Annotated in this window: 16 protein-coding genes; 3 read left to right on the top strand and 13 right to left on the bottom strand. The window is 72.3% G+C overall.

Translation table 11 applies throughout. The features are described from left to right. Positions 1–83 precede the first annotated feature (83 nt). From ABT304_RS05570 to ABT304_RS05560, 3 genes are read right to left on the bottom strand one after another with little or no spacing between them, the layout of a single operon-like run. Positions 84–1,421: an MFS transporter gene (locus tag ABT304_RS05570; protein WP_350713703.1), complete on the bottom strand. Its 1,338-nt coding sequence runs from the start codon at positions 1,419–1,421 to the stop codon at positions 84–86. A 25-nt stretch (positions 1,422–1,446) separates the two neighbouring features. Then, positions 1,447–2,460: a PDR/VanB family oxidoreductase gene (locus ABT304_RS05565; RefSeq protein ID WP_350713702.1), complete on the bottom strand. Its 1,014-nt coding sequence runs from the start codon at positions 2,458–2,460 to the stop codon at positions 1,447–1,449. A 10-nt stretch (positions 2,461–2,470) separates the two neighbouring features. Further along, a complete protein-coding gene (locus tag ABT304_RS05560; protein ID WP_350713701.1) occupies positions 2,471–3,574 on the bottom strand; it encodes an aromatic ring-hydroxylating dioxygenase subunit alpha in 1,104 nt (367 codons plus the stop codon). A gap of 116 nt (positions 3,575–3,690) precedes the next feature. Here ABT304_RS05560 and ABT304_RS05555 point away from each other — a divergent pair, with 116 nt between their 5' ends. Further along, positions 3,691–4,284 carry a PadR family transcriptional regulator gene (locus ABT304_RS05555; protein ID WP_350713700.1) on the top strand — a complete coding sequence of 198 codons (594 nt, stop codon included), beginning with the start codon at positions 3,691–3,693 and terminating at the stop codon, positions 4,282–4,284. Between the two features lie 10 nt (positions 4,285–4,294). Here the strand turns inward: ABT304_RS05555 and ABT304_RS05550 are convergent, their stop codons facing one another. The 7 genes from ABT304_RS05550 to ABT304_RS05520 all read right to left on the bottom strand — a co-directional run bounded on the left by ABT304_RS05550 (position 4,295) and on the right by ABT304_RS05520 (position 9,830). Beyond that, positions 4,295–5,446 carry a sensor histidine kinase gene (locus ABT304_RS05550; RefSeq protein ID WP_350713699.1) on the bottom strand — a complete coding sequence of 384 codons (1,152 nt, stop codon included), beginning with the start codon at positions 5,444–5,446 and terminating at the stop codon, positions 4,295–4,297. A 79-nt stretch (positions 5,447–5,525) separates the two neighbouring features. After that, complete coding sequence (locus ABT304_RS05545; protein WP_350713698.1) at positions 5,526–6,212, bottom strand: response regulator transcription factor; 687 nt, start codon at positions 6,210–6,212, stop codon at positions 5,526–5,528. A 4-nt stretch (positions 6,213–6,216) separates the two neighbouring features. Further along, positions 6,217–6,645 (bottom strand): hypothetical protein, encoded by a 429-nt coding sequence (locus ABT304_RS05540; protein ID WP_350713697.1) that lies wholly within the window; start codon positions 6,643–6,645, stop codon positions 6,217–6,219. Positions 6,646–6,653: 8 nt separating this feature from the next. After that, a complete protein-coding gene (locus ABT304_RS05535) occupies positions 6,654–7,796 on the bottom strand; it encodes a molybdopterin-dependent oxidoreductase (RefSeq protein WP_350713696.1) in 1,143 nt (380 codons plus the stop codon). After that, the gene (locus ABT304_RS05530; RefSeq protein ID WP_350713695.1) at positions 7,793–8,485 is read right to left on the bottom strand and encodes a methyltransferase domain-containing protein; all 693 of its coding nucleotides are present in this window, start codon (positions 8,483–8,485) and stop codon (positions 7,793–7,795) included. The genes ABT304_RS05535 and ABT304_RS05530 overlap by 4 nt, the downstream gene beginning before the upstream one ends. Beyond that, positions 8,482–9,141, bottom strand: a complete 660-nt coding sequence (locus ABT304_RS05525; protein WP_350713694.1) for a TIGR04282 family arsenosugar biosynthesis glycosyltransferase — start codon at positions 9,139–9,141, stop codon at positions 8,482–8,484. The genes ABT304_RS05530 and ABT304_RS05525 overlap by 4 nt, the downstream gene beginning before the upstream one ends. Next, the gene (locus ABT304_RS05520) at positions 9,138–9,830 is read right to left on the bottom strand and encodes a glycosyltransferase family 2 protein (RefSeq protein ID WP_350713693.1); all 693 of its coding nucleotides are present in this window, start codon (positions 9,828–9,830) and stop codon (positions 9,138–9,140) included. The genes ABT304_RS05525 and ABT304_RS05520 overlap by 4 nt, the downstream gene beginning before the upstream one ends. A gap of 112 nt (positions 9,831–9,942) precedes the next feature. Between ABT304_RS05520 and ABT304_RS05515 the strand changes: the two genes are divergently transcribed. Further along, complete coding sequence (locus ABT304_RS05515; RefSeq protein WP_350713692.1) at positions 9,943–11,274, top strand: hypothetical protein; 1,332 nt, start codon at positions 9,943–9,945, stop codon at positions 11,272–11,274. A gap of 143 nt (positions 11,275–11,417) precedes the next feature. Here the strand turns inward: ABT304_RS05515 and ABT304_RS05510 are convergent, their stop codons facing one another. Then, positions 11,418–12,464, bottom strand: coding sequence for an NAD-dependent epimerase/dehydratase family protein (locus ABT304_RS05510; protein WP_350713691.1), 1,047 nt, complete (start codon positions 12,462–12,464; stop codon positions 11,418–11,420). After that, positions 12,461–13,276 (bottom strand): S-methyl-5'-thioadenosine phosphorylase, encoded by an 816-nt coding sequence (locus tag ABT304_RS05505; RefSeq protein ID WP_160026351.1) that lies wholly within the window; start codon positions 13,274–13,276, stop codon positions 12,461–12,463. The genes ABT304_RS05510 and ABT304_RS05505 overlap by 4 nt, the downstream gene beginning before the upstream one ends. A gap of 117 nt (positions 13,277–13,393) precedes the next feature. Between ABT304_RS05505 and ABT304_RS05500 the strand changes: the two genes are divergently transcribed. Continuing rightward, positions 13,394–14,107: an HNH endonuclease family protein gene (locus ABT304_RS05500; protein ID WP_350713690.1), complete on the top strand. Its 714-nt coding sequence runs from the start codon at positions 13,394–13,396 to the stop codon at positions 14,105–14,107. Between the two features lie 12 nt (positions 14,108–14,119). On the opposite strand, the gene ABT304_RS05495 is transcribed toward ABT304_RS05500, so the two are convergent. Further along, positions 14,120–15,118: a hypothetical protein gene (locus ABT304_RS05495; RefSeq protein ID WP_350713689.1), complete on the bottom strand. Its 999-nt coding sequence runs from the start codon at positions 15,116–15,118 to the stop codon at positions 14,120–14,122. Positions 15,119–15,170 lie beyond the last annotated feature (52 nt).

The raw sequence follows: 15,170 nt of genomic DNA, 5'->3' as shown, positions 1-15,170 counted from the left end.
GTACGCCCCGAGCGGGCGTCCTGCCGATCTAGACGGTCCACGGCCCGTCCCGGTTGCAGCCGGGACGGGCCGAATCTCCGCGCCTAGGCCGAGGCCATGTCGGGTACGGTCCGAGCGGCCTGCCCGGTCCGCAGGAAGAGCAGCGCGACGGCGGAGATCGCGACCACGACGGCAGCGCCGACGTACAGGTTGACCGGGGTCCACGAGGCGTCGAGCAGGCGCCCGGCGAGCATCGGCGACAGGATCGCCCCGATGCGGCCGATGCCGATCGCCCAGCCCATGCCGGTGCTGCGGATCTCGGTGCCGTAGACGGCCGGGGTGATCGTGTAGAGGCCTGCGATGCAGCCGTTGATGAGCGCCCCGACGAGCACGCCGATGATGAGCGCGACGGTGAGCAGGGCCGTGCTGGTGATGAAGACGACCATCGTCAGCGCCGACAGCACCGTGAAGCCGATCAGCACCAGGCGGCTGTCCAGCCGCGAGGCGACGAGACCGTAGAGGACCGACCCGGCGGTGCCGCCCAGCGCCAGCATCATGCCGGCGGTGACCGCGTCCGCCTCGGACATTCCGGAGGTCACCAGCAGCTGCGGGGTCCAGCTGTTGACGAAGTAGAAGCCGAACATCGTGGCCAGGAACGCCACCCAGATGAGCAGGGTCGAACGGCGCAGGTCAGCACCCAGCAGGACACCGGGGTTGCCGCTGCGGTGCCGGGTCGTCGGCCGCGGCGCGGCCTCCAGAGCGTCCGAGGTGATCGCGGGCTGACCGAGCCGTCCGAGGATCCGGTTGATCCGCTCGACGGCCTGGCGCGGGCGGCGCTGGACCAGGAAGTCGACCGACTCGGGCAGCAGCGCCACGAGGAGAATCAGCGCGATCCCGGTCGCGACGCCGCCGGCGACGAAGACGCTGCGCCAGCCGAGGTCGGCCAGCATGCCGCGCGCGGCGACGCCGCCCAGGGTGGCGCCGATGCCGTATCCCGCCGTGTAGAGGCCGATCGCCAGACCGCGCCAGCGGGCCGAGGCGTACTCGCTCGCGATCACGTTGGTGCTCGCCAGGATGCCGCCGACGCCGAGGCCGGTGACGACGCGGGCGAGGCCGAGCAGGACAGCGGACGGGGCGACCGCGGAGAGCAGCATGCCGAGGGTCGCCAGACCGACGCTGATCAGGATCAGCGGACGACGGCCGATGACGTCGGCGACGGGAGCCAGCGCCAGCGAGCCGACCGCCATGCCGACGAGCCCGGCACTCAGCAGCACGCCGAGCTGCGAGCCGCTCAGCGCGAACTCCTCAGTCAGCGAGGAGGCGGTGAAGGCCATCGCCATCACGTCGAATCCGTCCAGACAGTTCAGCAGGACGCAGAGGGCGACGACCATCCACTGGTAGGGAGTCATCGCGGCGGCGTCGATGCGCGCACGAAGGTTCATCTCGGGTCTCTTTCGGGGTGGGGTTTCACGGAAGGTGGAGGGTCACGGAAGCGGGGTCGGCCGAGCCCGACCCCGACTCGCCGCGGGCGGCGCGAGCGACGCAGAGGCACAAGGACGCGTACGTCTCCTTCTGCTGCTGGCTCAGGAAGACGTCTCGGTGGTCGATCCGGCCGCTGACGTCGAGGACCTTGACCTGGCAGATCCCGCACTCGCCCTTGCGGCAGTCCCACATCACGTCGACGCCGGCGTCCTCGAGCGCGTCGAGCATCGAGCTGTCCTTGCCGACGCGGACCGAGCGGTCGAGCTGGGGGAGGTGCACGACGAAGTCCTCCGCCGCCCAGGCGCCGCTGCTGCCGAAGGTCTCGAACCGCAGGTTGGGCTCGGGCAGCTCATGGGCCACCCAGGCGCGGCGGATCGCGTCCATCAGCCGGATCGGCCCGCACATGTACATCTCGGTCCGCGCCGCCGCCGGGGTTCCGGCGATCTCGCCGACCAGCGCCTCCACGTCGAGGCGTACGTCCTCGTCGTCGACGAACACCCGCACGCGATCGCCGTGCACCTCGACGAGCTCGTCGAGGTGGGCCATGACCGCGCGCCGCCGGCCGGCGAGGACGAGCGTGTAGTCGGCGCCGCGGCGGCGCAGGGTGTCGGCCATCGCCACCAGCGCGGTGATGCCGATGCCGCCGGCGACCAGCACGTAGCGGTCGGCGCCGACCCCGAGCGGGAAGCTCTGGACCGGACCGGTCATCTCGACGACGTCCCCGACGCGGAGGCCGTGCATGTGGCGCGATCCGCCGCGGGACGCCGGCGCCAGCTGGACGCCGAGGGCGAGCCGGCGGCCGCCGTCCTCGGAGCGTACGACCGAGTAGGACCGCTTGCGGACATGCCCGTCGAGGTCGAGCCGGAGGTCGACGTGGGTGCCGGGCGCGGCGTGAACGGGGCGGTCGGGGCAGAGCACGATGCGGCGTACGCCTTCGGCGAGGTCATCGGTCTCGACCACACGGCCCTGCTGCCACCAGGTCTGGGTGTTCACTGCCATGGCGGCCGCCTCACTTCGCAGCTGCTGCGGCGGGGAGACCCTCCGCCTGCAGCATGCGGTCCAGGATCCGGCGTACCCACATCCCGCCGGCGTCGATGTTGAGGCTGTAGAACTCGTGCTCCGGGTTGGCGTCGATCGCACGCTGCTGCGCGGCGAGCATCTCCTCGTCCTCGCCGAAGACGCCATGGACGCCCTGGCGCAGCTGGGTCGTGATCGTCTGGCTCTCCAGACGGTAGTTGCGCATGAAGGCCCAGAAGTAGTGCGACGTGCGCGCGGTCTCGGGGGTGATCGTGTTCATCACGAAGCCGTTGACGCCCTGGCTGCGGTCGCCCTCGGGGGCGCCGGTGCCGGCCTTGGCGACGCCGACGTCGATGCGGATCGTCGAGGGGGCCTCGAAGTGGATGATCTGCCAGCGGTCGACCTTCCCGCTGAAGCCGGGGAACTTGTCGCGCATGTTCTTCAGCCAGAACGGGGGCGGGTCGATGTCGCGCATCCAGCGGGTCACGGTCACGCCGCGGTCGGTGTGGCTGACCTCGAACTCGGCCTCGGAGAGCTCCTCCTGCCCGATGCTCGAGCTGTGCACGAACTCCTCGTGGGTGAGGTCCATCAGGTTGTCGAGCACCAGCTGGTAGTTGCAGGGCGCGTAGATCGTCTCGCCGTCGCCGGCCCACTCCGGGGAGTCCATCTGCTCCATGTCGGGAACGGTGTTGGGATCGGCGAGGTCGGGGTCGCCCACCCAGACCCACACGTAGCGATGGCGCTCCACGACCGGGTAGGACGGGACGATCGCGCTCGGGTTGATCGTCTCCTGCGCGGGCATGCTCGTGCAGCGGCCGGCCGAGTTGTAGCGCAGCCCGTGGTAGGGGCACTGGATCTCGTCGCCGAGCACCTTGCCCTTCGACAGCGGTGCCAGCCGGTGCCAGCAGGCGTCGGCCAGGGCGACGGCGCGGCCGTCGCTGTTGCGCCACAGCGCCAGCGGGCGGTCGGCGATGGTGCGGGCGAGCGGCTGCTTCGCGGTCACCTCGTGGTCCCAGGCCGCGACGTACCAGGCGTTGCGGGGGAAGTTGAAGATCTTGCTGGCGGCGGTGACCGGCGGCGAATCCAGGATGGTCATGGGGAAACTCCCTATGGAGATAGGTGTTGTGCTCGTCACAAACTACCTATCTCTATAGTTAGTGGCAAGAGGCAGGTACGCTCGCGCCACGATCACTGCGTGAAGAGGGGGTCACGATGTCGCTGAGGTTCGCGCTGCTCGCGCTGCTCACCTCACGCCCGATGACCGGCTACGACGTCTCCAAGCAGTTCAGCCAGTCGGTGGCCCACGTCTGGCACGCCCCCGACTCGCAGATCTACCCGGAGCTCAACCGGATGGAGCGCGACGGCCTGCTCGAGTCGGCGGTCGTGCCGTGGGGCAAGAAGGGCACCAAGAAGGAGTACGCCGTCACCGAGGCCGGGATCGCGGCCTTCCGGGAGTGGATGGACTCGCCCATCGAGATCCGCCGGCAGCGGGAGCCCGCCTACCTCAAGGCGGCCTACCTGGAGTGGGCCGAACCCGGCGCCGCGCGCGCCGAGCTGGAGCAGTTCCGCGACCACTGGACCGAGCACCTGGCGATGCTCGAGGCCACCCGGGCCACGCTCGTCGACCGCAGCCACCCCACGCTGGCCCGGCGGCTCGAGCACTACGACGCGAGCCAGTGGGACCGGATCGTGCGCTACAAGATCTTCGCCTACGACGGCCTGATCGACCAGGCGCGTGCCGCGGTCGCCTGGGCCGAGCGCGGTCTCGTGCTCGTCGACGAGCTGGAGGGCTCGACCGTCGAATGAGCCGGCGTGGTCATGCCGGCAGGCGTACGTGGAACCGGCAGCCGGTCGCGGCCGGAAGGTTCTCCACCCAGACCCGGCCGCGGTGTGCGTCGACGAGGCCTTTGACGATGGCGAGGCCGAACCCTGCGCCCTGAGCGCTGGTGCCGTCGGCGCCCTCGGGCACGGCCGGGGTGCGGGCGGAGCTGCCCTGCCAGCCGAGATCGAAGACCCTCTCCATGTCGCCCGGATCCAGGCCGCCACAGCCGTCGCTGACGCTGAGGTCGACGCTGCGTACGTCTCCGGGGGCCATCTGGCAGCGCACCTCCACCGTGCCGTCGGCGGGGGTGTGGCGGATGGCGTTCATCAGCAGGTTTGAGACGACGCGGGACAGGCTGGCCGGGTCGGCGGTGATCTCGAGACCGTCCTCGACCTGGCCGCCGAGCCGGACCCGCCGCTCGCGGGCGACCGGATCGGCCCCTGCCAGCGCCTCGCTGACCAGATCGCCGAGCAGGACCGGCTCCGGTGTCAGGGTGAGGGCACCGGCCTGGATCCGGGAGAGCTCGAAGAGGTCGTCCACGAGCCGGGCCAGACGCTCGACCTCGACGCGGATGCGCTGGTGGTAGCGGTGCGGGTCGGCGGCGATCCCGTCCTCGAGCGCCTCGGCCATCGCCCGGAGACCCGAGAGCGGGGTACGCAGGTCGTGGGCCACCCAGGAGACCAGCTCGCGCCGGGACTCCTCGAGCCGGGCCTCCCGTGCGCTCGCCTCCTCGAGCCGACGCTGGGTCTCGGCGAGCTCGGCCGACAGCGAGCGGAGCTCTCGCGGTCCGCTCTCCGCGGGCTGCTGACGACCGCCGAGCGCCATCTCCCGGGCCTGCTGCTGGACCGCGCCCGACCAGCGCACCATCGCGGAGCCGATGACGAACGCCACCAGGATCGCCACCACCACGGCGATCGAGGTGACCACGGTGATGACCTGCAGGTCGTGGCCGGAGAGGAACATGAGCCAGGCGACGCCGAGGACGCCGCCGAAGACCGTCAGCACTGCGACGGCGGCGGCCAGGGTGAGCTGCCAGCGGATCGACCAGCGCCGCGTCAGCCAGGCGACCAGGAGCCCGACCAGGCCGACGGCGAGACCGGCGCCCGCGGCGACGAGGGCGATCTGGACGGCGTCGGCGGTCTTCACGCGACCGCCTCCGTAGCGCAAGCGCCAGAATACGGACGCGGTCGCGTGTTGTTTGGATGGTTCGCTCGCTGACGCTCCCTCACGCCTTCACCTCCGCGGTCTCCCAGCGGTAGCCGACGCCCCAGACCGTCACCAGCCGCTCCGGCCGGGTCGGGTCGGACTCGATCTTCTCCCGCAGCCGGCGTACGTGGACCGTGACCGTCGAGCGGTCGCCGATCGTCCATCCCCAGACGTGCTCGAGCAGGTCCTCCCGGGTGAAGGCCTTGCCCGGATGGGCGATCAGGTAGCGGAGCAGGTCGAACTCCCGGGTGGTCAAGGACAGCTCCGTCCCGGCGTTGGTCGCCACTCGCCGGTCGGCGTCGACCACCAGAGAGCCGTCGGAGACGACGCCGCCCTCGCCGGAGTGGCCGGTGCGCTTGAGCACCGAGTCGACGCGCAGCACCAGCTCCCGCGGGCTGAACGGCTTGCCGACGTAGTCGTCGGCGCCCAGCTCGAGCCCCATGATCCGGTCGGCCTCGCTGCCGAGCGCGGTGAGCATGATGATCGGCACCTCGCCCGCCTGCCGCAGCCGCCGGCACACCTCCAGGCCGTCGATGCCGGGCAGCATCAGGTCGAGGATGACGATGTCCGCGGGCCGCTCGCTCATCGCGCGCAGCGCCTGCTCGCCGTCCCCGGCCTCGACGACGTCGTGCGAGCCCGCGCGCAGGTAGGAGGCCAGCACCTCGCGAACGGTGAGGTCGTCGTCGACCACGAGCACGCGTGCCATGGGCCTACTCATCCTCCTCGGTGGTCGCTCGGACGGGCTGTCGTGAGCGTAGTTCGCCGAGCGCGACGGCGACACCGGCGCACACGCACAGCGCCGCGAAGACCAGCAGTCCCTGGGTGTAGTCGCGGTCCAGCAGCGTCGGGTTGTCCGGCTTCGCACCGAAACGGCCGACGACCGGGATCGCGATCAGGGTCGCGGGACCGAGCAGCACGAGAACCGTGACCGCGCCCCGGGCGACCGCCCTTGGCAGCAGCCGGCCGCCGAGCCAGCCGAGCCCGAGCACGGCCGGCGCCAGGATCCCGTCGTGGATCACGACCGCCGCCGCGAGCCAGAGGACGACCTCGACGATCTGGCCGAGGTCCTGGCGGCTCACCAGCAGCCAGGCGCCGTACGCCATCCCGACCGCTCCGAGCAGGATCATCGCTCTGCGCATGCCTCGCATCAGATCACCTCGATCCGGGAGACCCATTTGGTCTGCATGACCCCGGGCCGGTCGGGCGCGATCAGCCGGACCGGGTAGCCGTGGTCCATCGAGAGCGTCTCTCCGTCGAGCATGAGGGCCATCAGGGTCCGGTCGTCATCGGCGAAGTTCGGCGGAAGCACCGTGTCGGCCGAGGCGCTGAACGTCTGGATGGACCGGACCCGCACCTCGCGCCCCGGCGGGGCGCCGACCAGGTCGAGCAGGTCGCGGAGACGTACGCCGCCCCACTCGCCGGAGGCGCTCCAGCCCTCGACGCAGGCGATCGGGAGGGTGTGGGTGCGCTGCTTCATGGCGACCAGGTCGTCGCGGGTCAGCGACCGGGTCGTCGTGCCGTGGACGAGCTCGAGCCGGTAGGCGGAGCTGCTCGCCTCGGCCACCACCCCTGCCGAGTGCGCGGTGCGGTTGATCGGGATGCCGTGCTCACGGGAACGTGGCGAGAGGGCGGCGATCCGGCTGAGGCCGGGGACGGTGCCCGCCGCATAGAGCACGGCGGCGGCGACCGCGGACGTGCCGGCCAGGGCGAGCACGCCGCGTCGGCTGACCGGTCCGGGCCCGACCGCGTTCGGCCGGTCGTGGGAGGTGTCGTCGACGCCTCCCGCCAGGGCGTCGCGTACGACCGGCAGCTTCACCGCGATGTGGACCAGCAGCGCTCCGACGGCGACGAACGCGAGCGCGTAGTGGGTGCTGCGGAAGCTGAAGCCCCACGGATACCACTGCGCGACGTTGAGCAGGCCGGTGGCGAGCTGGACCAGCGAGGTGCTGACCAGGACCGCGATGGAGCCACGCTCCAGCGCCGTCGGCAGCGCCTCGCGGACCTGCCGCGGCATCGGCTGGAAGAGCTTGGGGAAGACGACCCACAGCTTGACCAGCAGCAGCGGGATCGCCGCGGTGCCGGCGACGACGTGCAGGCCCTGGGTGAGCTGGTAGAGCCGCGACGGGCTGGCAGGCAGCGGCACCGACTGATGGTCGAGCTGGGCGTAGTGGCTGATCAGGCCGGTCACGAGTGCGACCAGGAAGCAGATCCCGAGCCAGAGCCCGACCCGCGCGGCGACCGCCGCGCTGCGCAGGCGCGAGGTGAAGGAGTCCTCAGAGGGGATTCTCATGCGGCCTCCTCCACGAGTACGGCGACCCAGCGGTCGCCGGCTGGGGTGAACGGGGCCGGGACTGGCCGGCGGGGCTGTGTTCGGCGGTGCGGCAGCGGCTCGAGCCGTTTCACCGCGAGCCCGACCTCGGCCGCGATCGATCCGATCGCATCGGCGCCGATGACCGCCCACGGGAACGTCGAGGAGCCACCGCACCGGCAGACCAGCTCCGCGAGCAGCGGGCCGCTCGGCGTCCCGGGCGGGTGCACCTCGGCGACCACCCGGCCGCCCGGCACCAGCAGCCGGCGTACGCGGGCGAGGAGGGCGAGCGGGTCGCCGCCGATGCCGAGGTTGCCGTCGGCGAGGAGAGCGGTCGTCCACCAGCCCTCGCCGGGCAACGGCTCGAAGAGATCGCGACAGACCGCGCGGCCGCCTCGGGCCTCGGTCTCGGCTACGGCCTCCTGGACGACGTCGACGCCGAGCGAGGGCAGGCCCCGGGCCGTCAGAGCGGCGGTCATCCGGCCGGGGCCGCAGCCGAGGTCGATCGTCGGTCCGACGCAGTGCGCGAGCAGGGCTAGGTCGGAGGCGTCAGCCGTCCGGGTCCAGTCCTCGACAGGAAGCCGCGAGGACCTGCCGTCGACGCTCACCACCCGGCACTCCTTGCTGGCGAAGGCATGCGCGAACGCCGACTCGGCCGTCGCCGCGGTCATCGAGCGACCCGCGCGATCTCGGCCGCGACCCGCGCGAAGCGGGTGTGCGGGGCGGCTGCAGCGACCGGAGCGACGTCGGCCAGATGGTCGACGTCGCGCAGCCGCTCACCGGCGGCGACCCGAAGGCCGAGTCCTTCGAGCGCGGAGCGGGTGGCTGCGTACGTCTGGGGGGTGGACATCGGGACGTCGCGCAGCGCGGTGGCCGCCGACGGGTCGCGGAGCGCCAGGGTCCACCAGCCGCCGTCCTCGGCCGGAGCGAGCACGGCATCGGCCGCCTCCAGGCCGTCGGCCACGGCCAGCAGTCCGGCCGGGGTCACCTGCGGGGTGTCCATGCCGATCTGCACCACCGGTCCGGAGACCTCGGCGTGGGCGTTCGCGAGTCGCTCGCCGAGTCCGTCTCCGCGTTGCGGGGCGAGAGTCCACCCCGCGAGAGCGGTCCGGATCTCGTCCGCCCGGACCGCTTCGGCGAGGTCGCCGGAGAGGGCCAGCCGGCATCGGTCCGGTCCAACGGCCAGCGTGCAGGCCTCGATCGTGTCGAGCAGCGCGGCCGCCGCGACGGCGGTGGCCGCCGTCTCCCCGACGCCGGCCGCGAGCCGGGTCTTCACCAGCCCGGGCACCGGTGCCTTGGCAACGAGGAGGAGCGTCGGCTCGATCACGAGAGCACCCGCCAGAAGTCGTACGCCGCCCGCAGGCTGCCCCGCACGGAGCCGGAGACCTTCGAGCGGGTCCCTGCGGTCCGAGGGTGGTAGTCGACGTCGATCTCGTGGACCCGCCAGCCGGCGCGGGCGGCACGATCGAGGAGCTCGACCGGATAGCCCGAGCGCCGGTCCTCCACGCCGAGGCCGAGCAGCGCCTCCCGGCGAGCCGCGCGCAGCGGCGCGATGTCACGTACCCGCAGACCGGTGCGACGCCGCAGCGCGGCCAGGACCAGCCGGTTGCCGACCCTGGCGTGCCACGGCTGGGCGCCGGGGGTCACCGGCCTGCGGCAGCCCAGCGCGAGGTCGGCCTCGTCACGCCTGATCGTCTCGACCAGAGGCAGCGCGGCTTCGGGATCGAACGAGCCGTCGCCGTCCATCACCACGACGTAGGGAGCGGTCGCGGCCAGCAGCCCGGCGTGCACCGCCGCCCCGTACCCCGGCCGCGACTCCGACACCACCCGCGCCCCCTGCGCGCGGGCGACGTCGGCGGTGCCGTCGGTCGAACCGTTGTCGACGACGATCACGGAGAGCCCCGCCGGCACCCGTGGCAGCAGCTCGCGCAGAGCTGCGGCCTCGTCGCGGCAGGGCAGCACAAGGTCTATGTCTGGGCTGGTCCCGGGGTTGATCTCGGGGCTGTTCTCGGCCATACGATCGACTCTAGGAACGAGCCGCCGCCGATGGGGCCCGCAGATCTTACGGTCCGGTGACGGGCCCGTGCGCCGGCGGCCATCGGGCCGTCGCGGACCTACGCTCGCAGTCGTGAACTCCTCAGCTCACCGCGCCGCCCTGGTGGGGCTCGTCATCACGATCGCGCTCATCGTGGCGGCCGTTGCCGTGCCACCCCTGCTCGACTGGCAGGTGTGGCCACGCGTGCACCTCGACGACGGCACGTTCCCTCCGCTCCACGGATATCCGCAGGTCAAGGTGGGTTTCGGCACGGTCCCCGCGGTCCTGCTCGCACTCGCGTCGCTGCGCTGGGCCGATCCGATGGCGAGGCGGCTGCCGTGGCGGCGCCTGCTCCTGGTCGCGTACGCCGCCGGGCTGGTGTGGCTGCTGGCGCTGGCGCTGGTGGACGGCCCCGAGGGCATCTCGCGGGTGCTGGGGAACCCGACGGAGTACCTCGAGACGGCCAGGTCGGTCGACGACGTACCGGGGCTGCTGCGCGAGTACGTCTCCCGGATCCCCTACGACGCCCCGGATGGGAACTGGCCGGTGCACATCGCCGGCCACCCGCCCGGGATGGTGCTCTTCTTCGTGCTCCTGGTGAAGGTCGGCCTCGGTGGTGACCTCGCCGCGGGCCTGGTCGTCGTCGCGCTCGCCGCGACCTTGCCGCTGGGAGTCATGACGACGGTCCGCGTCCTCGGCGCCGAGGAGGCGGCACGGGCGGCGGTGCCGTACCTGGTCCTCTCTCCGAGCGCGGTGTTCCTGGCGGTGTCGGCCGATGCGGTGATGGCGGTCGCGGTCGCCTGGGGGATGTGCTGTCTCGCCCTCGCCTGCCGGGCCGGGGCCGGTCGCGGCTGGCCGTGGGCGGTCCTCGCCGGCCTGCTCCTCGGCTACGTCGTGATGATGTCGTACGGCCTCCCGCTCACCGGCGTGCTCGCGCTCGCAGTGCTCTGGCTCGGTCGGGGCTGGTGGGTGCTGCCGATCGCGGCGGCATCGGCGCTCGCGGTGGTCCTCACCTTCGCCGCCGGCGGTTTCGCCTGGTGGGAGGCGTATCCGGTGCTGGTCGACCGCTACTGGGACGGACTGGCGAACCAGCGGCCGGGCGCCTACTGGACCTGGGGGAACCTGGCCGCGCTCGCGCTCAGCGCCGGGCCGCTCGTCGGCGCCGGGCTCGGCGCCACCTGGGCGGCCCGCCGCGAACGGGCCGACCGGGTGGTCGTTGTACTGGTCGCGGCCGCGGTGATCATGGTCGCTCTCGCCGACGCCTCCCAGATGAGCCGGGCGGAGGTGGAGCGGATCTGGCTGCCGTTCATGCCCTGGCTCACCCTCGGCTGCGCCCTGCTGCCCGAGCGCTGGCGACGGCCCGGCCTGGCCCTGCAGCTCCTCACCGCGCTGCTCGTCCAGCACCTGCTCTACACGAGCTGGTGACTGCCCGCTGGTCGAGCCGCGAGGCCGCCTGCGGCCGAGCGTGTCGAGACCAACACAGTCCTATCGAGCGCGACAGGGGACTGTGTTGGTCTCGACACGCCTTCGCCTAGCGGCTCCGGCGGCTCGACCAGCGGGGGGATCAGCTAGGACCGCAGCGGCGCGGTGGCGAAGGCCGGTAGACCGACCTCCGGCAGCACCTCGGCGCGGAAGCCGAGCTCCTTCTCCGCGAGCTCCGGGGACGCGACGACATGGCGTACGTCGCCGATCCGGTAGCGCCCGGTGACCACCGGCTCCACCTGCGTCCGTGTTCCGCGAGCGACCAGCGAGGCCACTTCGCTGATCGTGACCGGGTGTCCGGAGGCGACGTTGTAGGCCGCCAGCTCCCCGCGTGGGCGCTCGGAGGTCGCCTCCAGTGCCGCCAGGTTGGCGCGGGCCACGTCGTCGACGTGGACGAAGTCGCGCTGCTGGCCGCCGTCCTCGAACACCTGCGGCGCCTCGCCCCGCTCCAGGGAGGACCGGAAGATGGCGGCGACCCCGGAGTAGGGCGTGTCCGCGGGCATGTGCGGCCCGTAGACGTTGTGGTAGCGCAGCGCGATCGCGGTCGCGTCGGCCTGACGAGCCCACGCGGAGGCGTAGTGCTCCTGGGCGACCTTGCTGGCGGCGTACGAGCTGCGCGGGTCGAGCCGGGCGGACTCGGCGACCGCCGCCCAGGTCAGTGCGCCGCCGCAGAGGTCGCAGTGGTTCTCGAAGTCGCCGGAGTCGAGCGCTGCCCGCGAGCGCGGCGGGGGGACCCGGTCGCCGTGGGTCGCGCAGACGTAGCGGCCCTCGCCGTAGACGACCATCGAGGAGGCGAGCACCAGCCGGGAGACGCCGTGCTCGCTCATCGCGGCCAGGAGCGCTGCAGTGCCGAGGTCGTTGTGCGCGGCGTACAGCGGGAGGTCGGCCACGGTCACCCCGGCACCGACGACCGCGGCCTGATGGCACACCGCGTCGATGCCGTCCAGCAGATCGCCCCAGCCGACGGCGTCGCGTACGTCGAGGAGGTTCGTCCCGGGCGGCACCTCGGCCGCCTCGCCGTGGGCCATCGGCAACAGCACGTCGACGCGTACGACCTCGTGGCCCGCATCCTCCAGCACCCGGCCGATCGCGGTGCCGATGAACCCGGCGGACCCGGTGAGCAGGACCCTCATGGGATCTCGTAGGCGAGGGTCTTGCCCTCGGCCCAGGTCGAGCACGAGCATCCGGCCGGGTCGGGCAGGCCCTCGATCGTGTCGGCCAGGATGGTGCGCATCCGCTCCAGGTTGGCCGCGAAGAGCGCGTAGACGTCGTCCTCGTCGACGCCCTCGCCCTCGGCCGCACCCGCGTCCATGTCGGTGACCAGGCACAACGGCGCGTAACACATCCGCAGCTCGCGGGCGAGCGCCGCCTCCGGGGCGCCGGTCATCCCGACCAGCGTCCAGCCCTGGGCGGCATGGTGGATCGACTCCGCCCGGGTCGAGAACCGCGGACCCTCGATCACGATGAGCGTGCCGCCGACCTTCACGGAGGGGTCGGCGGCGACGTACGCCTTGGCGATCCGCGCGCAGTAGGGATCGGCCAGAGGTACGTGGGTGGCGCCGCTCTCCACGTAGCTCGGGATCCGGCGCCAGGTGCGGTCGACGAGCTGGTCGGGGGTGACCAGGTCGCCGGTGGCGACGGCGTCCGGCCGGAGACCGCCGACAGCGCTGGGGGAGAGCACCTGGGTGACGCCCAGCGACCTCAGCGCCCAGAGGTTGGCGCGGTAGGGGATGGCGTGCGGCGGGTACTCGTGCGCGCGGCCGTGGCGGGGCACGAAGGCCACCGACCGCCCGGCGACCGTTCCCACCGTGACCGGCGCGGACGGATCACCGTAGGGAGTCTCGACCGCCACCTCCTCGGCATCGGTCAAGAACTCGTAGAGCCCGGTCCCGCCGATGACCCCGACCTCGGCGCGGGGTGCCTGTCCCATGTCCAGCCCAGTCATGGCTTCACTCTGCCAGCGCTGATCCGCGGGCGACAGGGTTCGGCACATCCGTCATCGTTCGGTAATACCTGCGGTGCGGCGGATCGATGTCGGTGGTCGCGGGCACAATGCGACGGCGTGGGGAGACGTACGTCGCTGGGAGTGCTGGTCGTCCTGCTGGCGATCGTCGGCTGGGCGGTCTCGTTGTGGCTTCCCGAGGACGCGCCGGCGATTCGACGTACGCCGCCGGTGGCGACCGCGGAGCCTTCAGCGGGGCCGGTCGACGTGCGCTCGGCTCGTGGTGATCTCGCGGATCTGGCGACGGTCGCGAGGCGACCCGACGGGCTGGTTGCCTACGCGCGCTCATCGTTCGGCGGGAGCTGGGCGGACAGCGACGGCAACGGGTGCAACCAGCGCGACGACGTGCTCCTGCGCGACGCCGTCGAGGTGCGGACCCGGCCGCAGGGGCGCTGCGACCACGACGTGCTCGCCGGGACGTGGGTCGACCCCTACACCGGCAGACGCCTGGTCTTCACCGACCTGAAGGAGCCCCGGCAGGCTCAGGCGATCCAGATCGACCACGTCGTGCCGCTCTCGGAGGCCTGGCGCTCCGGCGCGAGCGGCTGGTCCCCGGACCGGCGCCGTGCCTTCGCCAACGACCTGGGCAACCTGCTCGCCGTCGACGGCCCGACCAACATGAGCAAGAGCGACGACGACCCGGCGGGCTGGCGTCCGCGGAAGGGGTTCCAGTGTGCGTACGCAGCCCGCTGGATCGAGACCAAGGCGCGCTGGTCGCTCGCCGCCGACGACAGCGAGCGACGGGCGCTCGAGGAGATGCTCGGCTACTGCTGAGCGGCCTGGGACTCAGACCGCCCGGCGATAGATGGCCATCGCGCGGTCGTACGCCTCCCACGCCCGCCAGGACTCCAGCGCCCGTTCGCCCTGGGGCTTGAGGCCGTCGACCTTGTGATAGGACTCGCCGCTCGCGTACTGCGACTCCCGGCCCGTCACCAGCGAGAGCAGCATCGGCAGGACGCTCTCGTCGGTGACCGTGATCGTGCCGACCTGGAAGGTCTGCCGCACCCACTCAGCTCGCTGGTCCGAGCCCAGGACGAGCACCACGGGCAGCTGCGACGCCCGGACGATCGCGTCCAGGATCGGCCCGAGCCCGTCCGGGACCCAGCGCTCGCCCGGCGGCGGGGTCGGCGCTTTGGGGATGCTCATGGTCGTGTAGGCGGGGACCTGGCCGGTCAGCGGGCCGGCGATCTTCTCGACGACCTTCGGTGCCGGGTCGGGAGCGACGTCCGCAGCGACCTCCGCAGCGACCTCCGGAGCGGGCTTGTCGCCGGCCCTCCGGCGGGGCCTGATCGCGGGGATCTTCGAGGTGAAGGTGAAGCTGCCGGTGCGGGTGGGGTCGATGTGACGCCCGGGGGCCGGCTCGGGTGCCCGGCCGAGGGTCGAGGTCGGCGCCGGGGCCGTGGCGGTGGTGACCAGCTCGGCCGCGTGCTTCCCGTGCGTCCGGATCGAGCCGTCGGCGGCGAACTCGAAGAGCGCGACCCGGACCCGGTCGGCCCACTCGACCGCGTCCACGGTGTAGCCCGCGCGGCTGAACAGCGCGACCGTCCGGGCGTCGTAGGCGTAGCCCGCGCCGCGTACGGCACAGACGCTGCGCGCCTCCGTTGGTGAGCGGGTGAGCACCACCTGTGCGACCACGACGTTGTCCGGCCGGCCGCCGATGATGTCGACGTCGGCGGCTGCGGTGCTGCCTGATGGGGCGGCGTCGGGCCAGCCGAGGGTGTGCAGATGCTCCGCGGCGTACTTCTCGGCTTCTTCGCCCGTTCTGGGCTGCCTCGGGGGTGCCAACGTAGGGTCCTTCCTCGATCCTCCACTCGGGCCTCCCTGCCCGATCGAGATT

The sequence above is a fragment of the Nocardioides sp. NPDC000445 genome (genome assembly GCF_040300245.1).
Classification (GTDB): Bacteria; Actinomycetota; Actinomycetes; order Propionibacteriales; family Nocardioidaceae; genus Nocardioides.
Note: the sequence above shows the minus strand (reverse complement) of the source record. Positions and strands in the feature narration are given on the sequence as shown.